Here is a 22,470-nt window from a genome sequence, read left to right as displayed (position 1 = left end):
GCTCTTTTTGAAGTTGATCTGCGTATAGTCGTTTCCTATTTATTTGTAGTATACTATTTTTAACGGAGAAAAATTATGGCAAGAATTACAGCAGAAGATTGTAATAAAATTATACCGGATAGGTTTCGGCTTGTTGTCCTAGCAACAAGATATGCTAAATTATTAAATTATAAAGTAGAAACTAATCAAATTAAAAAAGAAAAGCGTGATAAGCCTCCTGTTATTGCATTACGTAGAATTGCTGCCGGAAAAGTATCGGTAGCTCAGTTAGAACAAGATTTAATAAATAGTCTGCGTACAAGAACTATGATAGAGCCGCTTGTTAATCAAGATGAATCAGAAGCTGTAGAAGAAAAATTTGAGTATTTACCTGAAGTTTATATCGGGGAAGATTATTCTGATTTAGATGATCAAATCTTTATTGATGAGAATGGCGAAGATTATGAAACCGATAAGTAAATGCTTATCGGTGTTGGTACTGATATAGTACAAATTCCTAGAATCGAAAAAATATTACATTTATATCCAGAACTTTTTGCTAAAAAAATTCTAACTTCAAAGGAATTAAAACAGTTTGCTTTGTTGGGAAAAATAAACCATGCTGCTTTTTTAGCCAAGCGTTTTGCTGCTAAAGAGGCTGTGAGTAAAGCCTTTGGAGTCGGTATAGGTCAAGGTATAAATTTTAAAGATATTACTATACTAAATAATGATTTAGGTAAGCCTATAGTGGAAGTTAGCTCAAACTATACAAACACACTCTCTCCTTTTAATATTCACCTTTCTCTTGCTGATGATTATCCTGTGTGTGTAGCATTTGCAGTGATTGAGAGTGGTTATAATGTTATTCTTGGGTAGAGGCGTGTTTACTGTGTGAACCCTATTTCATTCCCGCGGAGGCATTGTTGTGTGGATACCCAAACCGTCATTGCGAGGCACGAAGCAACGTGGCAATCTCATGCAGTAATAACAAACTCCTGAGATTGCTTCGTCAAAACTTACAGTTTTTCCTCGTAATGACGACTTGGTATACGGGGAATGCCCGCTCTCGCAATAACAAAATATAAATTACGATCCGGCTTTGCTGTCTGCTTTAGGTAACATGATTTTTAAATTAGCTTTAGCTTCTAAATCAGCAATATATTTCTTTAGTATTTCTGCAGCTAATATATTATCAATAGTTACTTTTGCTTCTTCTTTTGTTGGAATATGCACAGGTTTTTTCTCAAGCACTTTGATAATATGCCAACCGAAATCGGTTTTTACAGGAGTTGAAACTTCATTTACTTTTAAAGCAAAAGCTTTCTTTTCAAATTCCGGTACTAACTGCCCAGGTTGATTTAGTAGAATGTAACCGATAACGCCGCCGTTTGAAGCTGAAGCTTTATCAAGAGATAACTCTTCTGCAAGCTTAGTAAAGTTTCCGCCTTTGCTTAATTTGGTTTTGATATCATTAGCTTCTTTTTGAGACTTAACTAAAATATGAGCAACTTTTATTTGTTCTTTACCTTTAAGATTACCGACATATTTATTATATTCGTCATCAAACATCTTATCTGTAATGTTAGATTTTATGTAGTTTGCTAGTAATTCTTGTTGAGCTAATTGATTTTTTGCATTTTCAAGTTTTTCTTGGAATTCTTTAGACGAGGTAATATTTGACTTAGCAACTTCTTCTTTTAACAAAAGATTATTAACATAAATTTTTATTAATTTTTCCTGATCTTGTGGTGGAAAATCATCAAAATTTTTGATTGTTTCACCTGATTGAAGACTAAGCTGAGGCTTAAATTCTTTCATAATTTGCGATTCTTTTACTTCACCGCCTTTATAGGTAGCAACTACCTTGTCTTTATCAGCAAAAGCAATACCGGAAAGCATGCTAACTGATAAAAATATAACAGATAATTTTTTCATTTATGACTCATAATTGTGTTAAATATAAGCTTAAATTTTATAAAAATAATATATAACCGTCAACAGCTATTTGAGAATATTTTATTTATTAATAATAATTTACAAATATTTGTAGTAAAAAATTATTCATTTAAATAAAATTATAACATTTGATAATTTTATAAAATATACCTATATTTAAGTACTAAAATACTAAAAATATCATAAGGACTTTAATGCTTTCTATTTTAAAAAAACTTTTCGGTACTGCAAATGATCGTACTGTAAAAAAACTATTTTCTGAAATTACAAAAATTAACTCGCTTGAACCTGCTATACAAAAATTATCAGATGAGGAGTTGAAGAATAAAACTGTGGAGTTTAAAGAAAAGCTTAAAAACGGAGCTACTTTAGATGATATAGTATATGAGGCGTTTGCGGTAGTTAGGGAAGCAGCTAAAAGAGTTTGCGGTATGCGTCATTTTGACGTTCAGCTTATAGGTGGCCTGATATTACATCGAGGCATGATTACCGAAATGCGTACAGGTGAGGGTAAGACCTTAGTTGCAACGCTTCCTGCTTACTTAAATGCTTTAACTGGAAAAGGTGTACATGTTGTAACCGTAAATGATTATCTAGCACGCCGTGATTCTGCTTCCATGGGTAAAATTTACAATTTTTTAGGTTTATCGGTTGGATGTATTGTTGGCGGTATGCCTGATGAGGTAAAACGAGCCGCCTATAACGCCGATATTACTCATGCAACAAATAATGAACTCGGTTTCGATTATTTAAGGGATAATATGAAGTATAGCTTGCAGGAGCGGGTACTTCGTCCTTTTAATTTTGCTATCATCGATGAGGTTGATTCGATTTTGATAGATGAAGCAAGAACTCCGCTCGTTATCTCGGGTCCGGTTAATGATAATGCAGAATTATACGGTAAAATTGATAAAATAGTACGTCTGCTTAATGCAAGTGATTTTGAAAAAGACGAAAAATTAAAAACTATCAATTTAACGGAAACCGGCATTACACATATAGAATCCCTTTTAAGTAAAGAAAGTATTATAAAACCAGATACCAGTTTATATGATTTTGAGAATTTAACTTTAGTACATTATGTTAACCAAGCCTTAAGAGCTCATAATATGTTTACTGTTAATGTAGATTATTTGGTGCGTGAAGGTAAAGTAATGATTATTGATGAGTTTACCGGTCGTGTAATGGAAGGGCGTAGATATTCGGAAGGGTTACATCAAGCATTAGAAGCAAAAGAAAATGTGAAAATTCAAAATGAGAACCAAACTTTAGCATCTATTACTTTCCAAAATTATTTTCGTAATTATCCTAAATTATCGGGTATGACCGGTACGGCTATGACCGAAGCACCGGAACTAAAAGATATATATAATCTCGATGTGGTCGCAGTCCCAACCCATAATAAAGTTACAAGGCTTGACCTTGATGACGAAATTTACGGTAGTAAAAAAGAAAAATATGATGCTATCTTAAAGCTAATTAGGGATTGTTACGATCGTGGACAGCCTATACTTGTCGGTACGATAAGCATAGAAAAGTCAGAAGAACTTTCAAGCGTTTTAAATAAAGAAAAAATCCCTCATAAAGTATTAAACGCCAAATTTCATGAGCAGGAAGCTTTTATTATTGCTCAAGCAGGTAGGTTTAAGGCAGTAACGATTGCAACTAATATGGCAGGGCGGGGTACTGATATTATGCTTGGCGGTAATCCTGAAATGTTAATAGAACAGCTGGATAAAGAACATAATTATGAAGCTAAAATAGCTGAAATAAAAGCTCAAATTGCCGAAGAAAAGAAGCAGGTTATTGAAGCAGGCGGTTTATTTGTGATAGGTACGGAAAGACATGAAAGCCGTAGGATAGATAATCAACTAAGAGGAAGATCAGGTAGACAAGGTGATCCTGGTAAAACTAAGTTTTTCCTATCGCTTGATGACGATTTAATGCGTATTTTTGCATCAGATCGTATATCAGGAGTCCTTAGAACACTTGGATTGAAAGACGGAGAGGCTATCCACCATCCAATGATTAGTCGTTCACTTGAGAAAGCGCAGCAAAAAGTGGAAGGACATAACTACGAAATGCGTAAAAATTTATTACGTTTTGATGATGTAATGAATGACCAACGTAAGATAATATACGAGCAACGTACTGAAATTATTAAATCTAAAGATAGTCACGGTTTCTTAAATAGTACTACTGAGGAACTCGCCCAAAAGATAGTATTAACTTTCATGCCGGTAGGCTCTTATAGAGAAGATTGGGATATAGAGAATTTAAGCGTAGAATTACATCGTGTTTTTTCTATAAAATTTGATCATAATGTAGTAAGTAAAAATGATGTAACGGAAGAAGAAATCACGAAGACCGTTATACAAATGGCTCATGATATATATAAGTCAAAAGAAGAAGCCTATAGTAGCGAGTTAATGCATAATGCCGTGAAATATATTTTATTAACTACCCTTGATCAAGTTTGGAAAGATCATTTATATAGCTTAGATCATTTAAGACAAGGCATATCTCTTCGAGCTTATGGCCAAAAAGACCCTCTTAGTGAGTATAAAAGAGAAGCATTTAACTTATTCGAGCAGATGCTTAATAATTTAAAAGAATTATTTATTCAAACCGTATACCATTTCCATATTGACTTAAAAAATGTTCAAAAAGAAGATGTTTCGCTTGAGTATAAAAAACTTCAGAAAAATATGCGTGAGAGTCGGGAAGATCCGGCATTTAGTAAATATAACGCAGGAAGTAGCATTGAGACTGACCTTAAACCAGTCGTATCACGCATTGATCCAAAAGATAGAAACCCTGACGATCCTACTAGTTGGGGTAGGGTATCTCGTAATGAGCTATGTCCGTGCGGTTCAGGCAAGAAATATAAATATTGTCATGGTGCAAATTAATAGATGAAAACCTATAATACCCTACGATTTTTACTCTATGTCATTCCCGCGAAGGCGGGGATCCAGCAAAACTCGAAAAAATCAAAAGGTTATAGCTATTTCTTAAAATTTCTTTATATTTTTAGAAAAAGTAAAAATTCTTCGAGATTTTTATATTTGCTGGATCCCCGCCTTCGCGGGAATGACATAGAGTAAAAATCGTAGGGTATTATAATGAAAACCACTTTACCTCAGCGTTCTCTAAAAATCCAAGCTAGGCTTAATTTTATAGTGTAGCAAATTCTAGATATTGCACAAGATAAAATCGCTATGATTATCTTTGGCTCTTTTGCAAGAGGTGATTGGGTGCGTGATCTACCTAACGGTTACCATACGGCAAGGATTAATTAGTAGGAGTTCTTAGTATTGTCTGCGTGACTTCCTAATCGTCATTGCGAGGAAATTGCATAGCAATTGACTAAGCAATCTCAGGAGTTTGTTATTATTTCATAAGATTGCCACGTAGCCTACGGCTGCTCGCAATGACGATTTGGGTATCCAAGCAAGCCTTTTGCAGGAATGACAATGAGATCTTTATCACCTTTAAGAAATACAAAGTATAAATTAAGTAGAATATGATAAAAGAACTATTAAATAGTAATTTAACTCTGTTGCTAAAGTCAAATAGAGTAGTAGTGCAAGATATAGAACATTATGTAAAACAATGTAGCTTTAAAAATGTTTTAAAAGAGTCTATTTTTCTCTTGATTAAAGTGGGCCTAGTAAGGAGTTTAAATGAATTACGTGCAGTATCTACTACTGAACTATTTTCGGTATCTACAAATAATGCACTAAAAGTTGGCTAAATGGTTAGTTGAAGAAAAAAAAGCAAATGTTAATATGTGTAGTGATATTTTGAAGAATACTCCTTGAAATTCAGCCGCACGTCACGGAAATTGTAGCAGAATATCTAATATCAAAAGGCGCTGCAGTAAACGGGAACGAGGAGCTTGGCTAGGATCACCTTTATATGAAGCAGTAAGCACTTTAGTGTAGCAAAACTATTACTTAAGAACGGAGCTGAGGTGGATCAAAGAAAATCCGGAGGAATACCTTTGCATGCGGTTGCTAAAAATGTTCGATGTACTTCTAAAGATATTAAGGATGATGAAATATATAAGCTGTTAGTATCATATGGTGCTGATATCAACGCAAAAGTAGAATTTACAGGAGTAGGGTTTAGTATATATGATGGAAAAACGATATCAGAAATAGTAGAATTTAAAATAGCATTCGTCGGTGAAAGTGAAGTAATAACGGAAGAATAATTATGGATATCTTAACATATTTATAGGCATTGCCTAGAAATCGTTGATACCTTCATTGTAAGTGGCTGTAGGCTCCTGTTGCATGGATACAAAATCGTCATTGCGAGTGATTGTAAGGAGCGTGGCAATCCAGAAAAATAATAAAAATGCTACGCATTTTACTAGATTGCTTCGTCAATTACTTTGTAATTTTCCTCGTAATGACGTCAACTTTTCAAATTATCAACTTTTTCTAGGCAATGTCTATTTATCGACACGGTAGTTATTGACAAGTTTAGGAAAAAGTTTTATATTCTTCACAAGTTTAAGAAAAAGTTAATAGTATATGTCTAAAGCAAAAACAGCTTCCAAAAATAACCCGACTTCTAGGGAACAGGCTAAAGAATATTTTCATAACGGTCAGAAAATCAAACCGGTCAAGCTTATTGCTGCTCAAAAGTCTTTTCTAGCTGCCGAATATGAATCTTCCGGAGATTTAGTCGTAGGGAGCAATGGTCAGCCATTACCTTGGGATTAGTTAAAAGCTTATCTTAATATTTTCACTTCCAAAAACCTCGCCAATAAATAATCGGGGGTATAGCTCAGGGGTAGAGCATCTGCTTTGCACGCAGAGGGTCAAGGGTTCGATTCCCTTTGCCTCCACCACTTCCAATAAGGGTTTCAAGGCTTTTTGAAATTTAGTAAAAACTTTGAATGTTCCTTTTGTTTTAATTTTCGCTCCATGTCTTGCTAAAAAAATATTCTGTACCTACTATTATTGGTTATGGGAAGTATTTACAACAGCAGAATCTAGGCAAAAATAATAATCTACATACTCAAAAGCTGAGGTGACTATTTACTTGAGAAAGAAATATACGAAGCTTTGCTAGAACTCAGTAATTATAGCAGTGAAGAGAATAATAAATTATTAAATACGACTTATTTTCTTATAAATTAATAAAAAAATAAGGACATAATATGAGTGGTACAACAAAAAATATAAATGCAAAGGGAGTTTAGATACTAATAGTAATATTTTTTAGGTATCACCGATACTATGAATTACTATAATGGCTTAGGTAGTATAGACATAAATAATGCACGTGTTAATTTTAATATAACTAATAGAGCTTTAGAAATAAATGCTAATAACAGACCTTTTAAATTGATTGTAGACGAGGATTTTTCTATAAAAATTGCAGAGTTTAACACCTATGAAAATGAGCAATATACTTTTACAAATCATTATCAAGATAAAATGAGTTTCCAAGATATAAATACGTTAGCAAAAATAACTAATCTATCTCATAAAGAATTTGTTAAAATTTTATCTAATAATTATACGCTAGAAGAAATAAAGGAGATTGCAGATAAATATAAAGCAATAGATAAAGAGGCATTAAATTTATACCAGCTAGGTACTCAGACTATGCAGATAGCAGGCGATATAAGAAAGCTAGTAGCAGGCACATCGCTGGTAGACTTAAAGAAAAATTTACAAAATCTTGACTCTGTAAGATTTGGTATGTAGGTATCAAGGGGAGTAAGTACTACAAATAATTTAGTAGTTGAGAGTTTGCAGGACGTAATACAAGATTTTGATATGATTACTAATGGATTAAATAAAGAAGAAAAAGCAGCTTTGAAAACAAGATTCAGTTGCTCAAAGATGCTTGCTCAAACAAAGGAAGCTATTTATGCCAAAGCATTTGATATTTCAACGCACTATTTAAAAACATTTAAAGGCACAGGTTTAAAAGGTATGTTAATAGCTCCTTCTAGATTAATTGCCGTTCGTTTTAAAAAATTTTTAGATGATATAGGACAAGTAAGTTCTGAAGTTGTTATATCTGCTACTGATGACCGGGACGGTTATAAAGATATTGAAAGCGAAAATGAAGTAGATAAATTTATAAAAAACATGAGGGAACAATATGGAGCAAAATTTAATAATAGAATTATTAAAAAATTTAAAAGTTCTGATGATCCTGAAATTTTAATTGTAGTTTCAAAATTACTAACCGGTTTTGATGCACCGCGTAATGTCGTTATTTACATATGCAAAGAATGAAAAGAGTATAGTCTTTTACAAGCAATTGCTCGTGCGAATCGTCTATTTGAAGAAAAAGGGAAAACTAAAGAATACGGTTACATAATTGACTATGTAGGGTTGTCGAATCAATTAAAACAAGCACATCAATTTTATGAAAATTATGGTTTAAACAATTTTGATAGAGAAGATTTAGAAGATGCTATATTTTTTGTAGATGATAAATTGAAAGCATTTTTTCCGTTACTACAAGAAATTAAAAATATTTTTATAAATGTGCCTAACGATTTGGATTCTGAACAGCTCGAACAGCATTTAGCCGATGAAGTTATATGCAATAAGTTTTATTTCTTGTTGAATAAATTTAAAAATCTGATGTTTATAGCTTCTAATTCTTATGAATTTTATGAAGAAAAAGAACAAGTTAATTTACAATATGAATAAAATTTAATAAGCTCAAAGAGATAGTGGAAAAGCGTTATAAAGAAAAACCGGATAAAAAAATATATACCGCTCAAGTCATGAAGTTGCTTGATGAGTATGTTATTGCCGGTCATATTACTAAAATTGAGGCGGTTAACATTCGGTCATGGATATGGCTAATCAAATACAAGATACTATTAAGGCTTATATCAATATCGATCCTGCCTTTTATCAAAAATTTTCTACCCTTAATAAATAACACAATAATACAGCATCATAATAAACGTTTATCGGATAGTGATCTTTTAAATAGAGTTAAAAAAATAAGAGCTGAATTTAAAAATGATGTGCCAAGTGAACTCGGCACTAACAAAACAATAATAGCTTCTTACAGAATCGCAAAGATCAAAATCAGCGTGAAAATGCCATTCAAATTGCTCTTGATACCTATGACATCATTAAGCAGGAAATAATTGTTCATTGGACAAAAAACACTTCCATTTTAAATGAAAAATTCACTTGATGATTATTTTGTTGATGTTGTTAAAAAAGAAATGAGGATTGACTTTAATAATGAAAATTTAAGTGATGTTGTGGAAAGCCTAATTGATTTTGCTAAAGATCATGAAGCTAAATGATTTGGCTTAAATAACGCAAATAGCGAATTATTGCATAATGCGCTATTGTAGAATTTTTAAGCTATCAATATTTATATAATATCTTTAGTCGTATTATCGTAATATTTTCCTAATATGTTTAAAGCGTTTTGGTCATAGTCATTTTGAGCTTTCATATGCCATACCGGTTCATAATCGCGAGCTGCTAAAAAATGTTTTGTATAATGTTTTAATTCTCTCTCACCTGAGTTACCAAGTTTGTATGAAAGTGTATAAGAAATGGTGGGTTGACTTGGGGTCTTTTCTATTTTTTATTGAATATAATTATACTGTAATTCGTTTGTATTGCCTATAATGTGGATATGAAATTTATGTGTCTGTTGTAAGTTATATATCTCTGTTAGCTTTTCAGGTTCTATTTTGCACATAGCATTCCAGCCTTGATCAAATACCTCATTATCTCCTATAGGATTACCGTTTTTTGCTTGTATAAGCTCATTCATTTTCTTACGAAATTTTGCAGTAGTTATTTTACCGGTTTTATACTGATCTATGATTCCGTTAGTTTTTCTTCTTCTTTTGCCATAGTAGCAATATCCGGTATACTTAGTCCGCTGTATTTGCTAAATTTTATTATAGCGAGTTCCCTCTTGGTTAAAATTACCTGAGAATATTTAAAAACATGAGCTTTTATCATAGTGATTACCTATAAATTGTTATAGTTTTAAAAATATAAAATTGTTAAATAAAAAATCAATATTATAATATTAAGAAATCATATTTAGGGTAAAATAATGAGTTTAAAATCCGCTTGGCTAGATACGCCTCTTGGTTCTATGCTGGCAATTAGTGATACAGAGAGACTTTATTTGCTCGATTTTGTTGAAAGTAAAGGATTAGAGTATAAAATTAAAAGACTTAAGATTAACACAAAATCGGCTATTACTGAAGATCGCACTAGACCGATTATATCAATTGAAGAGGAGCTTAAATCTTACTTTAGCGGTACTTTGCAAAAATTTAATACTCCGATATATCTTTTAGGAAGCGAATTTCAAAAATTAGTATGGCAAGAGCTAATGAATGTACCTTATGGTGAAACAAGAAGTTACTTTACCCAAGCTAAATTAATAGGTATGGAAAGATCTTATAGAGCCGTTGCAAATGCTAATGGAGCAAATAAATTTGTTATAATTATTCCGTGTCACCGCATCATCAATAATAACGGTAAGCTTGGCGGTTATGGTTCAGGGCTAGATCGCAAAAAATGGCTTATCGAGCATGAGAGACAGAAGTATTAAATAAAAAATCAATGCCTGAATTTCGGTTACAGGAGTTTTAAAAAGTTCATATAATATAATTATAAATTTATATTATAGGATAAATTAATATGTTTAATAAGCTTCAAAGACAAGAATATTATCAGGCATTAATTAATAAAGATGACAGATATGAAAATATCTTTTTTGTAGCGGTTAAAATAACAAGAGTATTTTGTAGACCGACTTGTCCTGCACGGAAACCTAAATTTGAAAATTGTGAATTTTATAAAACTGCTAAGGAAGCTTGGCATGCTTCATATAGACCTGGTCAGCGTTGCAAGCTTCTTTCACATCCTTGGTGAAGCTTCAGGTTTAGTTTGTACTCTTGTTAATGCTATTGAGTTTAATCCTGCTAAAAGATGGAAAGATAGTGATTGTGATGAGCTATCAGTAGATGCTTCTACAGCACGTTGCCAATTTAAAAAACGTTTTGGTATGACGTTTGTAGAATATGCGAGAGCAAGGCGTATGGGTATTGCGATGAAGCAAATGCGTATGGGTGCATCGGTCATGAATACACAAATTGATATGGGTTATGAGTCAAGTAGCGGTTTGCGAGATGCTGTCTCTAAAATAATGGGAGGACCGCCGACAAAATTTAACCGGCATTTAAATATTTTAAAAGCGGCTTGGCTAGATACGCCTCTTGTTTCTATGCTGGCAATTAGTGATGAAAAATTGCTTTATTTGCTAGAGTTTGTTGATAGAAGAGGTTTGGAGCGTGAACTTGAGAGGCTAAGGATTAAGACAGAATCTGCTATTATTCCTGGAAGCACTGAACCGATTTGAATGATTGAAGAGGATCTTCAATTGTACTTTAACGGTACTTTACAAAAATTTAATACGCCTATATAGCTTTTAGGAAGCCCATTTCAAAAAATGGTTTGGCAAGAATTAATGAATATACCTTACGGTGAAAACGAAGCTATTTAAATCAGGCTAAAGTTTTGGGCAAACCTTAATTCTTATAGAGCTGTTGCAAATGCTAATGGTATGAATCAGTTAGCAATCATTGTTCCTTGTCATCGTATTATTAATAGCAATGGCAAACTTGGATGCTATGGCAGGGGATTACATCGTAAAAAATGGCTTATTGAACATGAGAGACAATTTACAACAAATTAGAAATATTTTACTTGAGAATGCTACTATTCCTGTAGAACGTAGAATGCTATTCTTGAAAACTAGAGAAGGAGAGTATGGAGAGCATGACCGATTTATTGGTGTTACCGTGCCGACTTTACGTACAATAGCTAAAAGTTATTTATAATTTGGATATGGAGGATTTAAGCCGACTTATTACTTCAGAATTTAATGAAGAGAAATTTTTAGCATTAGCTATTTTGATTATGCAATATCAGACAGCACAAGATAAAGAGTTTTTGTATAATTTTTATTTAAACAATATAAAACACGTAAATAATTGGAATTTAGTGGATGCATCAGCTCATCATATAATCGGAGCTTATTTATGGGATAAAGAAAAGGATTATCTCTTTACACTAACAAAATCGGAAATTCTATGGGAAAGACGAATAGCTATAGTTGCTACTTGGTATTTTATCAAAAATAATACATTAAATACGACTTTTGAAATAGCAAAATTACTCTTAAACGATAAACATGATTTAATGTATAAAGCAGTAGGTTGGATGCTACGTGAAGCAGGAAAAAAAGATGCAAAACAATTCATAGATTTTTTGGATCGCTATACTTTAAAAATGCTAAGAATCGCAGTTCGTTATGCTATAGAGAGATTACCACAAGCAGTGTACAAAAAATATCTTTTAAAAAACTAGATTTATATTTAATCTATGTTAATATTTCATTTTAATTTATTAAGGGTATTATTATGCTAAAAACATTACTAATTAGTTTTATAACTTTAATTTGTGCAGTAAACTATGCTGATGCTGATAACCAAACAGCTCGAAATCCTAATTCTACAACTTCTTCTTCTGATCAGCCCGATGATTTACCTGCAGAGGCAGCCGTTCACTTTGCAAAGCCTTGGGCAAGACCTACAACAAATGTGCAAGGTAAAGTTAGCAATTCTGCTATGTATTTTACATTAATAAATAGTAGAAGTAAGAGTTATAATTTAGTGAATATATCTTCAGATAAGATAAGTGGAATAGAAATTCATCAAACAATTAATGATCAAGGGGTTAGTAAAATGGTAAAAGTGGATTATCCATTTTTAATTGCCGGTAATATTAATGTTGATTTTAAGCCCGGTGACATGCATATTATGCTTTATGACCCAAAAGTAGATTTAAATGTAGGAGATGAGTTTAAAATAACCTTTTTCTTTGATGACAATACACGAAAAATAGTGAATGTTAAAGTCGCAAATGACAATCCGTATAATAAAACGGGGAATTGAAGGTTATTGTTGCATGGTGCACTCTTCTATGTCATGCTCACAAAGGCAGGAATCCAGTAAAACCTATAAAAAACTTGTTTTTTTAGGTTTAATGTGTAATTTTTATATCAATATTAAGGTTATTTTTTCTGGATTTCGGCTTTTAGCTAAGAATGACATAGGACCACTATACACATGACCCTAGAAATTACCGGAAGTGAGTTAATTAAATCTAAACTTATAGATGCTCCTGAACGTTCAGGGGTTTATCGAATGTTTGACGTTAACAAGCAAGTTCTCTATGTCGGTAAAGCTAAAAATTTAAAGAAACGCCTTACTAATTACATTAAAAGCAATTTAGATAATAAGACGCTTCGGATGATTGCAAATACTTGTTTTTTAGAGTATAGCATCACTAATTCCGAAGTTGAAGCACTACTTTTAGAAGCACAGTTAATCAAGAAATTTCAGCCGAAATTTAATATTCTTCTTAAGGACTGCAAGTCTTTTCCTTTCATTAAGTTACGTTTAGATCATGATTTCCCACAATTACTAAAATATCGAGGTAAAACTCTAAGTGACGGGAAGTTTTTTGGTCCTTTTGCCTCGAGTGCGGAAGTTAATACTACTTTGACCGAACTACAAAAAATTTTTAAATTACGTTCCTGCACGGATAATTACTTTAATTCACGTACTCGCCCTTGCTTACAATATGAAATAAAACGTTGTTATGCTCCTTGCGTCAGTAAAATAAACAAGGAAGACTATAGAGACTTAGTAACTCAGGTTAAAGATTTCTTACAAGGTCGCACTAAAGAACTCCAAGAGAACCTATCTAGAAAGATGGAAGAGCTAAGTAGTCAGATGCGTTTTGAAGAGGCGGCAGAAATTAGAGATCGCATTAAAGCACTGAGTTATGTGCAGCTTAAGGCAGGGGTTTCAGATGTCGTTAAAGACGCAGATATAATCGCTATTGTGGAAAAGAACGGGCATTATTGCGTGGAAGTGTTTTTATATAGGGCAGGGCAAGCATGCGGTAATATTCCTTATTTTCCTACTTCTACCGAAAATAGTACCAAAGAAGAAGTATTAGAATATTTTTTATTACAATTTTACCAAAAACAACACGTGCCTGCGGCAATTATAATTAATCATGAAATTAATGATAAAGAGAATGTGATAGAGGCGATTAAGAAAATCAACAATATACTTCAGATTAATATTACAGTACCTAATAAAGGTGGTAAGGCTAAATTAGTTCAAAATGCTGAGACAAATGCTTTATTTTCTCTAGAGCAGTATTTGAAGAAATTTGCAAAAAATCAAGAGATTATGTTTGAAATTAAAGAGCTATTTGGTCTTTCTGAAATTCCTGAAAGAATTGAGATTTATGATAATAGCCATATTCAAGGTAAGTTTGCGGTTGGAGTGATGGTAGTTGCTGGTAAAGTCGGTTTTGATAAAAAAGAATATCGGGTTTTTAATGTCCATGCTCCCTCTCTCGTATGTCATTCCCGTGAAAGCGGGGATCCAAAAAGGTTAATGGATTCCTGCTTTCGCGGGAATGGCATAAAGAACTGCGGGGGTGACATAAAAGGTGACGATTATGAGATGCTTCGGCAAGTCCTAACAAGGCGGCTTACAAGGTTAAGGCAAGAGCCGCATAAATTGCCAAGCTTAATGATTATAGACGGCGGCAAAGGGCATTTAGGCGTTGTTAAAGAGGTGATGGATAAATTTGAAATGAATATTCCTTTTGTTTGTATGTCAAAAGGAGTAGATAGAAATGCCGGTTTTGAACAGTTCCATGTGATAGGTAAGGAAGTATTTACTCTAGATAAGAATTTGCCGGTTATGAAATATTTACAAATCTTGCGAGATGAGGCACATAATTTTGCCATAAAGAATCATAGACTAGGTAGATCACGTGCTATAAAAATATCACGCCTTGACGATATAGAGGGCGTAGGTGAAACCCGAAAAAAAGCATTACTGCATTATTTCGGTTCGTATAAAGCAGTATGCGACGCAACCATATATGAGCTTGCTAAAGTAAATGGTATTAACAAGTTACTTGCTGAGATGATTTTTAATGTTTTGCACAGAAAAAACTAATATTATAACTCATGAAAAACCTAGTTGTATGAGTCGCGATGTCATTCCCGCGGAGGCGGGAATCCAGTCACTAAAAAGTCTAGGCATACTAAATTTAAAAAATTAAAAGCTCGATTTTCCTACTTGTCACTGAATTCCCACTTCCGCAGGAATGACATCGAGCAGGTTTCTGGATGCATGCAAAAGGCTAGCTTTTTATATCCTCAATAGGATCTTTAAGTTCTTGGCATGCTTCGCCTATTAATTTAGGTTCATCATTCTGAGATAAATCATTAATATTAAATTTAGTTAAGTCAGGATAATATGGAGTCATTGTACTATGAATAGAATAATTTAAAGTTCCTGTCATTAAAGAGTTAACAGCATCATTTTTTGCTTAGTAGAGTAATACATATTACGCATATTTTCTGAATACGTAGCTATATCAGCTAAAGTGCTGTCATTAATGTCATCACGTGAATTTAAGCTTAAATTTTATTCTCCCATTCTTGTCTTCAATAGGAATTATTATGCTATATTTTCCTTCAATACTATTTTGCTTAGACATAAAATCCTCATAATTCAATTATTAACCTTGAGTTAATATATTAAATTATTTAAAACTGCAAGTAAATAGATAATATATTTTATATGATTTTCTTCGTAATGACATTAGAATACCACCATTCTAGAATAAATATCACAAGACTCACCATTGTCCCTATAAACACTCCTCTAAGGTTGAAATATTGCAACGATAAAGAATAATATTCCCATATTAAGAAGATAGCTGCTCCGCCAAGTGATGATAAGACCATTATAGTTTTAGATGTTCTGATACCAAAAAGCGTTGTTATTAACGGTACTAATGTTACCGGTCCCCAGAAACCAGTGAAGAATACTACTAAGTCAATTACATTACTAAATTTTAAAGCTACAATTATTGCAAAACTTCCTATTATAACGTTAATAATTCGAGCAATTAATAATAATTTTTGCTGATTTTTAACCTTAAAAATAGGATTGATTATATCTTTAACAATAGCTATAGAAGTAACGTTTAAATCAGAATCAGCAGTAGACATAACGGCAGCTAAGAGTCCACTCATTACTATCCCTTGAATTAAAGTTGGGATGATTTGGTTGATTAAATAAGGTAATACTAAATTTGACGGTTGGTTTGGATAAAGCTTATAAGCAATTAAACCATTTAAAGTAATGCAAATCAAGAAGAAAAAATATATAGCGGATTTTGCATATATTGCTTTAGTTGTTTGCGTAGGATTTTTATTAATTAAAGCTCTTTGAATAAATGTAGGATATAGATTCATGACGCTAAAACTTAAAGCTGCTGCAATTGTATAAGAAAGTAGGTTGCTCCGATCAAAATTTGCATTTTCCGTAGGTAGGTTATTAATAAAATCTACAAAACCGATTTTATTTAAACTGATAAAAGTTATGGTTGGTATAGCGATTATCATCGCCAAAAATTGTAGTAAATTAGTAAAAACAATAGATTGTAAACCGCCTATTGTAGTATATATAAGTACTATACTATAACTTAAAATTACCCCATTTACATCATTTATTTCTAAGATATATTGAAAAATATAGCCGCTGACGCTTATTTGAGCAGCCAAAAACCCCACTGAAACGATAACCGAACTAACCCCTCCGATAAAACGACCTATATTACCGTAATATGTACTTAGGATATCGCCGATGCTTTCAGCTCCGTAATGTTTGGCAATTAAAGGCACTATATAGATTGCAATTAATATATCTATAGGTATTGTAAGTATAAGAGCGTAAGCATAATATTCATGCCCCAAAAAAGCCTTTTCCATAATGCCGAAAGTGGTGGCTCCTCCGACAGAACTTACAAATATCGTAGCTATTAATAACAGCTTACTATTTTGCGCTTTACTTTCAACATTTGCATAGTTCTTAAAACTACTATTTTTAGCTCGGTAATATACACCAATAAGTAGAATAGATATTAGGTATATGAATACGATAATATTATCAATAGGTAAATTAAACATAAATTAGATTTTAAAGCTCAAACTTAGCATTTGTTCACAATATATATGTAGTCAAGAATGCTAGATTTATAATTATGTGTCATAATCTGTTCCAAGAAGTTCAGTATCTGGTGTCCAAATATCTTGGTTGGGATCATATTTCTATATTTTACAGTGGGGTTTAATTTTTGTTCAGTAGTTTTTTTCTTTAGGGGATAGTTAGCGTTTGATTGAGTTGTAGTTTTTATATTTTTACAATATTTATGTATTTTAAAAATACCTATTTTAAGTTGCGGCATAATTAACCTTTATTTATGTAAAAAATAAAATCCTTATTAACATTAATCAATAATTATTTCAAATAAAACATAATAAAAATTAATAAGTCAATATTTTTTAAATTAACCTATATTAAAATAGTTCTATAGGTCATTATTGAGTATGTTTAAGAAACCTATTCATGTACTTCACCAGCTAATTCAAGTCCCAACTCTTCAGGATTTTCATTAGCAACTACAACAATTTTAGATATTCTTGAACCGGTATAGAAATTTGTAGTATCATTTAATTTTTCTATATCTTTAGTGGTAACAAGAGAATTATCTATTGTGCTAGAATTATTATTTTGAGACGCTATTGCAAGGCTTAAAAAAGCTTTTAATTCAGGTTTATCATCGGGTACTAATTCTATTAGTTTTTATCTCGATGATCTGCTCCATATTATTAAATTTAACCATTTCTGTGTAGCCTTCATGAATAACTAATTGAAGAGGTGTATATCCATCTAAATCTTTTAACTCTGTTGAAGCTCCTTTTTCTAGTAAAAATTCAGCTATATCATAAAGTTTGCGGTAAATAGCCTTATGTAGAACTGTATGATAAAACGAATCTTGAATATTGATATCATCACCTTGATGATCTAAAATCTTTTTTATAAGATGTTTTAGTTGAGCGGTTTGAAAAAACTTGGATTGGTAAACAGAATATGCGCCGTAAGTGATGTGAAACTGTTCGAATAGTTTATCTAGTGTAATGTTGTAGTCGGAGTCTTGTGCAGAAGATGAAGATATCAGTGGTACTTCTTGAATGGCCGATAAACTAATGCTAGGGATAAAATTGGAAGAAGCAATAGGAGTGAGGGTGTCGTCTTGCTCTAGTAAGGTAATATCCAGACACCATACCTGTATCATAAGAAGATGTTTGTTTTGTTATTAGAGTAGCCATCGTTTCTATAACTTTAGCCATAAAATTACTATAATCATTTATCTGAAATTAATATATTAAATAATATGAATTTTCAAGGTGAAAATCACTTTAAAAAATCCATAAAATCATTGGATTAAGCTTTGTTGTGTGGTTCGATGTTATTCCTGTATGGCGTTGTTGTGTGGATCAATTCCCCCTCTGTCATCCCACGACTTGATCGCGGAATCCATTCTAAAATACTAATATTAGTAGTTTAAATTATTTTTTTGGATACCGTGGTCAAGCCACGGTATGACATCTTAATAATTTAACTCATCCTTGTTAAAAACCCTTGACTCCTTGATATTCCTATAATATCCTATAATTTCCCATTAAATCCCAAATTAACCCAATGAATGTATTTTTATCTAAGTATGTAAATGGTGTTGATAAAAAGAGTAGGGTGTCGGTGCCGGCGAATTACCGTGCGGTACTAGGTAAAGAATTATTTAACGGTGTAATTGCTTATCCGTCGATTAGGAATAATTGTATAGAGGTGTGCGGTATTTCGCATATCGAGAAATTAAGGCAGATGATAGAGACGCTTGATCCTTATTCCGAGGAGCGTGATGCGTTTGAGACTATGATATTCGGGAAGCTGTACAACTTTCCTTTGATGGGGAGGGAAGAGTTATATTGCCGCAATCTTTAATGAAGCATGCAGGAATCGAAGAGCAAGCATGTTTTGTAGGTAAAGGGGTGATTTTTGAGATTTGGCAGCCGCAGAATTTTGAGAAATATTTAAATGCCGCTCAAAAAATTGCTCATGAAAAGCGCTTAACTCTAAGGAGTGCTCATTAATGATACAATCTCACGTGTCTGTAATGCTAAATGAAATGTTAGAGGCCTTAAGCCCAAAAGCCGGTGAGTCTTATTTAGATTGTACGTTTGGAGCAGGAGGATATAGCAAAGTAATATTAGAAAGCTGTAACTGTTATGTCACAGCCTTGGATCGTGATCCAAACGTGATTAAAAGAGCCGAAGAAATTCAGCAAAATTACGGTGAGAGATTTGATTTTGTAGAAACAAATTTTGCGGATAGTTTTGCAAAGCTTAAGGAAAAAAAATTTGATGGGATAGTGCTGGATTTAGGCGTTTCATCAATGCAGTTAGATATAGCAGATAGAGGATTTTCGTTTTTGCATGACGGACCACTCGATATGCGTATGAGCGGGCAAGGGCTTAGTGCCGAGGAGTTTGTAAATGCGGCAGAGGAAAAAGAGCTAGCTGACGTAATTTACAAATACGGAGATGAGAGTTTTTCACGAAGAATTGCTAAGAGAATTGTAGAATATAGAAAAACGGCGAGAATTGATAGTACAAGCAAGTTAGCCGAGATTGTTAGAAGTAGTATAGGATTTAGAAAAGGCAAAATTGATCCTGCAACTAAAACCTTTCAAGCCATTAGGATTTATGTAAACGATGAGCTTGGGGAGTTAGAGCAGTTTTTAGTGAATGTAAAAAATATATTAAAGAAAGACGGACGTTTAGTTGTGGTGTCTTTTCACTCTTTAGAAGATAGGATAGTTAAGAATTTCTTTAAAGAAAATTCGGAAAAGCCGGTAGTAAGATCAAAATATGCTAAAGGCGACATGACGATTGATCCAAATAAATGGCTTAAGATTATTACTAACAAAGCTCTAGCACCGTCAGATAAAGAAGTAGGGCTAAATATTAGAGCGAGATCGGCAAAACTTCGAGCAGCAAAAGCGATATATGAGTAATTAATTATGAGTATAAGAAAGCTTCACTATTTAACAGTATTGATAACAATTATAGCAATATGTAGTTTGTTTAGCATAAAGGAGCGAGTCTCAACTCTTGATTATCAATTAAGTAGCGTTGTAAAACAGATAAATAGTGAGAATAATAATATTCATATTTTAAAAGCAGAGCAAGCTTATCTACTTTTGCCGGCTAGATTGGAAAAACTTGCGGCGGCTTATTTAAAATTAGAAACAGTTAAATCTTATCAAATGATAAAAGATCCGTTAGGGCCAAATATCGATCAAAATATTAAATTTAATCATAATATTAGTATTTCCAAGAGTAGTAAATGGCGTTACAAAAGAATTACAAATAATAAGTATATACAGACTGTTTCGAGTAGAGTGAAGGATACTCGATGAACTTCAAAATTGGCTACGTTATCCTACAAGTACTGTGGTACTCACGTATTAAGTATACGCTCCGTTCCTCGTCTTGTGGATTTCTTGCTCTTTTTGAAGTTGATCTTGTATCTTGGTAGGATTGTTGCATGGCTTGGAAAAAGCGTTCGATGTCATTTCCGCGTAGGCGGGAATCTAGGGTAAAGCGAGATAAATCGAGCTTTTCAAAAAATCTTGATTTTAAAGATTTTTTATTTTTCAAATCAAGTTTTGAAAAGGTTTTAAAGTACTGGATTCCCGCTTTCGCGGGAATGACATAAGGATTGCGGAAATATTAGTGTTTGAAACACCATAAATAACATATGAAACAAATTTGGGAAAAATGGAAACCTACAATTAAAAGTCTAACAATTTGGAATGTTTGTAGTAAAAATACAAAAATCCGATTATTAATGGTTATTTGTGTCTTTTCTTTTCTTTTTTGTACTTTATCTTACAGATTGATAATCGTTGCTACGAATGTTTACGATAAAAATATTAATTCCTTTAAAAAAAATCATCAATTTAGAAAAGAAATAGTTGATCGAAACGGTAATTTATTAGCAGTGAACCTACCTTCTGCCTCATTATTTGCTAATCCACAAATAGTACTTGATCCTGAAACTTCCGTAAAAAAGCTAGCAGAAATTCTACCTGATATTAATAAAGCTAAATTACTTGCAGAACTTAAGTCAAATAAAAGCTTTATATGGGTAAAAAGGGATGTACTACCTAGTCAGCAAGAAAAGATAACTAGCCTTGGGTTACTTGGTTTTGAATTTGAAGAAGAGCAGAAACGAATTTATACCTTTTCTAATTTATTGTCGCATGTTGTCGGTTATGTAGGTAGAGACTCGGTAGGGCTTAGTGGTTTAGAGCTCGCTTATGATAAGTATTTAACTAATTCTGATTATGAATTAAACGAACCAAAGAATCGGAAAGAACCGCTTCAATTATCTATTGATATCAGATTACAAAGTATTTTAAGTGAGGAGATTGATAAAACTTTAAAGCAATTTAAGGCCATAGGAGCAGTAGGTATTATTGCTGATCCAAATAATGGCGAGATTTTAGCATTAGTAAATAAGCCTGATTTCGATCCGCATTATCCGAGTTTAGCCAAACCGGAAGAGCTGTTTAATATAGCAAGTCTCGGGATTTACGAAATGGGTTCGGTGTTTAAGGCATTAACTATGGCAGTCGGCTTTGATACCGGTGCAATAAATATGAATGATGCTTATGATATAAGTTATATGAAAGTAGGAGGATTCCAGCTTAAGGATTATACTCCAAGGCAAGGATGGCATAGTGTACCTGAGATTTTTCTATATTCTTCAAATATTGGCACAAGTCAAATTATGCTTGAAATCGGTAAAAGCAATTTTAAAAAATACCTAAAGAAATTAGGTCTATTAGATCAGTTGCAAATAGAATTACCTGAACGAGGTACTCCGTTATTTCCTTCCGAGAAAAGATGGAATGAGTTAACGAGTGTTACTATGTCGTATGGCTACGGCATTTCGATTAGCCCTTTGCATTTTGTTAGAGCAATGTTACCGGTTGTTAACGGTGGTACTTTATATGATCTTACTTTATTAAAAAGAAAGGATGAAAAAGTAATAGGTACAAAAGTTTTTAGTGAAAATACCTCTACCCAAATGAAGAAATTATTTAGAGCGGTAGTAAAAGAAGGTAACGGTAAAAGAGCAGAGGTCAAAGGCTATCTTATCGGCGGTAAGACCGGTACGGCAGAAAAACTTTCACAAGGGGCAGGAAAAAAGAAATATCTAAAAAATAGTAGAGCGTCATCGTTTTTAGGTATGCTGCCTGCATCTAACCCGCAATATGTTATTTTTATTAGATTTGATGAGCCGAAACCGACTAAAGAAAGCTTTGGCTTTGCAACCGCAAGTTGGACGGCTGCCCCTACTGCCGGTAGAGTATTTGAACGTATGATATCTTTATATGGTTTAGAACCGATAGAACAAAGTGAGGAAGAAAGTTAAAATATTACCTAATAATTATAGATTTTGTCATTGCGAGCAGGCAT

At 32.8% G+C, this 22,470-nt stretch carries 25 protein-coding genes, 1 tRNA gene and 5 pseudogenes; 25 read left to right on the top strand and 6 right to left on the bottom strand.

Translation table 11 applies throughout. From position 1 onward, the window contains the following. Positions 1-75: 75 nt before the first annotated feature. Together rpoZ and acpS are read left to right on the top strand one after the other, a co-directional pair. The gene (gene rpoZ, locus ACSFFC_RS07245) at positions 76-459 is read left to right on the top strand and encodes a DNA-directed RNA polymerase subunit omega (RefSeq protein ID WP_010977486.1); all 384 of its coding nucleotides are present in this window, start codon (positions 76-78) and stop codon (positions 457-459) included. Further along, positions 460-855, top strand: a complete 396-nt coding sequence (gene acpS / locus ACSFFC_RS07240; RefSeq protein WP_014410876.1) for a holo-ACP synthase — start codon at positions 460-462, stop codon at positions 853-855. Between the two features lie 210 nt (positions 856-1,065). Here acpS and ACSFFC_RS07235 read toward each other — a convergent pair whose 3' ends face one another. Then, the gene (locus tag ACSFFC_RS07235) at positions 1,066-1,914 is read right to left on the bottom strand and encodes a foldase protein PrsA (RefSeq protein ID WP_014410875.1); all 849 of its coding nucleotides are present in this window, start codon (positions 1,912-1,914) and stop codon (positions 1,066-1,068) included. Between the two features lie 215 nt (positions 1,915-2,129). Here ACSFFC_RS07235 and secA point away from each other — a divergent pair, with 215 nt between their 5' ends. From secA to ACSFFC_RS07180, 11 genes and pseudogenes are all read left to right on the top strand, one after another. Then, positions 2,130-4,847 carry a preprotein translocase subunit SecA gene (gene secA, locus ACSFFC_RS07230; RefSeq protein ID WP_014410874.1) on the top strand — a complete coding sequence of 906 codons (2,718 nt, stop codon included), beginning with the start codon at positions 2,130-2,132 and terminating at the stop codon, positions 4,845-4,847. A gap of 213 nt (positions 4,848-5,060) precedes the next feature. Beyond that, positions 5,061-5,222 (top strand): annotated as a pseudogene (locus ACSFFC_RS07225) (nucleotidyltransferase); the annotation flags it as partial. 239 nt (positions 5,223-5,461) lie between these two features. Beyond that, on the top strand, positions 5,462-5,692 hold the full coding sequence (locus ACSFFC_RS07220; protein WP_014410873.1) for a hypothetical protein: 231 nt from the start codon (positions 5,462-5,464) through the stop codon (positions 5,690-5,692). A gap of 219 nt (positions 5,693-5,911) precedes the next feature. Further along, positions 5,912-6,154 carry an ankyrin repeat domain-containing protein gene (locus ACSFFC_RS07215; RefSeq protein WP_012719859.1) on the top strand — a complete coding sequence of 81 codons (243 nt, stop codon included), beginning with the start codon at positions 5,912-5,914 and terminating at the stop codon, positions 6,152-6,154. 325 nt (positions 6,155-6,479) lie between these two features. After that, positions 6,480-6,688: pseudogene (locus ACSFFC_RS07210) on the top strand (hypothetical protein). 36 nt (positions 6,689-6,724) lie between these two features. Continuing rightward, positions 6,725-6,799, top strand: a tRNA-Ala gene (locus ACSFFC_RS07205). A gap of 391 nt (positions 6,800-7,190) precedes the next feature. Next, a complete protein-coding gene (locus ACSFFC_RS07200) occupies positions 7,191-7,664 on the top strand; it encodes a hypothetical protein (RefSeq protein ID WP_012719858.1) in 474 nt (157 codons plus the stop codon). A gap of 72 nt (positions 7,665-7,736) precedes the next feature. Further along, the gene (locus ACSFFC_RS07195) at positions 7,737-8,204 is read left to right on the top strand and encodes a type I restriction enzyme subunit R domain-containing protein (protein ID WP_014410872.1); all 468 of its coding nucleotides are present in this window, start codon (positions 7,737-7,739) and stop codon (positions 8,202-8,204) included. Positions 8,205-8,303: 99 nt separating this feature from the next. Next, positions 8,304-8,627 (top strand): hypothetical protein, encoded by a 324-nt coding sequence (locus ACSFFC_RS07190; protein ID WP_041472225.1) that lies wholly within the window; start codon positions 8,304-8,306, stop codon positions 8,625-8,627. A 23-nt stretch (positions 8,628-8,650) separates the two neighbouring features. Continuing rightward, positions 8,651-9,079 carry a hypothetical protein gene (locus tag ACSFFC_RS07185; RefSeq protein WP_041472224.1) on the top strand — a complete coding sequence of 143 codons (429 nt, stop codon included), beginning with the start codon at positions 8,651-8,653 and terminating at the stop codon, positions 9,077-9,079. Positions 9,080-9,112: 33 nt separating this feature from the next. Beyond that, positions 9,113-9,244 carry a hypothetical protein gene (locus ACSFFC_RS07180; RefSeq protein WP_014410871.1) on the top strand — a complete coding sequence of 44 codons (132 nt, stop codon included), beginning with the start codon at positions 9,113-9,115 and terminating at the stop codon, positions 9,242-9,244. 290 nt (positions 9,245-9,534) lie between these two features. Here the strand turns inward: ACSFFC_RS07180 and ACSFFC_RS07175 are convergent, their stop codons facing one another. Together ACSFFC_RS07175 and ACSFFC_RS07170 are read right to left on the bottom strand one after the other, a co-directional pair. Further along, positions 9,535-9,726 (bottom strand): hypothetical protein, encoded by a 192-nt coding sequence (locus ACSFFC_RS07175; RefSeq protein ID WP_014410869.1) that lies wholly within the window; start codon positions 9,724-9,726, stop codon positions 9,535-9,537. A 47-nt stretch (positions 9,727-9,773) separates the two neighbouring features. Next, a complete protein-coding gene (locus tag ACSFFC_RS07170) occupies positions 9,774-9,920 on the bottom strand; it encodes a hypothetical protein (protein ID WP_014410868.1) in 147 nt (48 codons plus the stop codon). Positions 9,921-10,017: 97 nt separating this feature from the next. On the opposite strand from ACSFFC_RS07170, the gene ACSFFC_RS07165 reads away from it, so the two are divergent. The 8 genes and pseudogenes from ACSFFC_RS07165 (at position 10,018) to uvrC (ending at position 15,025) form a co-directional block, all read left to right on the top strand. Then, positions 10,018-10,524 (top strand): methylated-DNA--[protein]-cysteine S-methyltransferase, encoded by a 507-nt coding sequence (locus tag ACSFFC_RS07165; RefSeq protein WP_014410867.1) that lies wholly within the window; start codon positions 10,018-10,020, stop codon positions 10,522-10,524. Between the two features lie 89 nt (positions 10,525-10,613). After that, positions 10,614-10,847: an Ada metal-binding domain-containing protein gene (locus ACSFFC_RS07160; RefSeq protein ID WP_014410866.1), complete on the top strand. Its 234-nt coding sequence runs from the start codon at positions 10,614-10,616 to the stop codon at positions 10,845-10,847. After that, positions 10,795-11,091: pseudogene (locus ACSFFC_RS07155) on the top strand (helix-turn-helix domain-containing protein); the annotation flags it as partial. The gene ACSFFC_RS07160 and the pseudogene ACSFFC_RS07155, both read left to right, overlap by 53 nt. 30 nt (positions 11,092-11,121) lie before the next feature. Continuing rightward, a pseudogene (locus ACSFFC_RS07150) lies at positions 11,122-11,670 on the top strand (methylated-DNA--[protein]-cysteine S-methyltransferase). Further along, positions 11,645-11,815 (top strand): DNA alkylation repair protein, encoded by a 171-nt coding sequence (locus ACSFFC_RS07145; RefSeq protein ID WP_016770286.1) that lies wholly within the window; start codon positions 11,645-11,647, stop codon positions 11,813-11,815. The pseudogene ACSFFC_RS07150 and the gene ACSFFC_RS07145 overlap by 26 nt, the downstream one beginning before the upstream one ends. 7 nt (positions 11,816-11,822) lie before the next feature. Next, positions 11,823-12,344: a DNA alkylation repair protein gene (locus tag ACSFFC_RS07140; RefSeq protein ID WP_045798665.1), complete on the top strand. Its 522-nt coding sequence runs from the start codon at positions 11,823-11,825 to the stop codon at positions 12,342-12,344. Positions 12,345-12,397: 53 nt separating this feature from the next. Next, positions 12,398-12,931 carry a copper chaperone PCu(A)C gene (locus ACSFFC_RS07135; protein WP_014410862.1) on the top strand — a complete coding sequence of 178 codons (534 nt, stop codon included), beginning with the start codon at positions 12,398-12,400 and terminating at the stop codon, positions 12,929-12,931. A 174-nt stretch (positions 12,932-13,105) separates the two neighbouring features. Further along, the gene (gene uvrC, locus ACSFFC_RS07130; protein ID WP_014410861.1) at positions 13,106-15,025 is read left to right on the top strand and encodes an excinuclease ABC subunit UvrC; all 1,920 of its coding nucleotides are present in this window, start codon (positions 13,106-13,108) and stop codon (positions 15,023-15,025) included. Positions 15,026-15,212: 187 nt separating this feature from the next. Here the strand turns inward: uvrC and ACSFFC_RS07125 are convergent, their stop codons facing one another. From ACSFFC_RS07125 to ACSFFC_RS07115, 3 genes are all read right to left on the bottom strand, one after another. Next, positions 15,213-15,374, bottom strand: a complete 162-nt coding sequence (locus ACSFFC_RS07125; RefSeq protein WP_004998095.1) for a hypothetical protein — start codon at positions 15,372-15,374, stop codon at positions 15,213-15,215. Positions 15,375-15,651: 277 nt separating this feature from the next. Then, a complete protein-coding gene (locus ACSFFC_RS07120) occupies positions 15,652-17,049 on the bottom strand; it encodes a sodium:solute symporter family protein (protein WP_014410860.1) in 1,398 nt (465 codons plus the stop codon). A 650-nt stretch (positions 17,050-17,699) separates the two neighbouring features. Next, entirely contained in the window at positions 17,700-18,218 is a 519-nt protein-coding gene (locus ACSFFC_RS07115; RefSeq protein ID WP_014410859.1) for an ankyrin repeat domain-containing protein, read from the bottom strand. A gap of 407 nt (positions 18,219-18,625) precedes the next feature. Here ACSFFC_RS07115 and mraZ point away from each other — a divergent pair. The 4 genes and pseudogenes from mraZ (at position 18,626) to ACSFFC_RS07095 (ending at position 22,426) form a co-directional block, all read left to right on the top strand. Further along, positions 18,626-19,074: pseudogene (gene mraZ / locus ACSFFC_RS07110) on the top strand (division/cell wall cluster transcriptional repressor MraZ). Continuing rightward, entirely contained in the window at positions 19,074-19,997 is a 924-nt protein-coding gene (rsmH, locus tag ACSFFC_RS07105; protein ID WP_014410857.1) for a 16S rRNA (cytosine(1402)-N(4))-methyltransferase RsmH, read from the top strand. The pseudogene mraZ and the gene rsmH overlap by 1 nt, the downstream one beginning before the upstream one ends. Positions 19,998-20,003: 6 nt before the next feature. After that, on the top strand, positions 20,004-20,402 hold the full coding sequence (ftsL, locus tag ACSFFC_RS07100; RefSeq protein WP_014410856.1) for a cell division protein FtsL: 399 nt from the start codon (positions 20,004-20,006) through the stop codon (positions 20,400-20,402). 341 nt (positions 20,403-20,743) lie between these two features. Then, positions 20,744-22,426 carry a peptidoglycan D,D-transpeptidase FtsI family protein gene (locus ACSFFC_RS07095; protein WP_012719850.1) on the top strand — a complete coding sequence of 561 codons (1,683 nt, stop codon included), beginning with the start codon at positions 20,744-20,746 and terminating at the stop codon, positions 22,424-22,426. Positions 22,427-22,470 lie beyond the last annotated feature (44 nt).

The organism is Rickettsia parkeri (assembly GCF_051427245.1).
In the GTDB taxonomy this organism is placed as follows: Bacteria; Pseudomonadota; Alphaproteobacteria; order Rickettsiales; family Rickettsiaceae; genus Rickettsia; species Rickettsia rickettsii.
The sequence above is the reverse complement of the archived record's forward strand: the minus strand, read 5'-3'. Positions and strand labels throughout refer to the sequence as shown.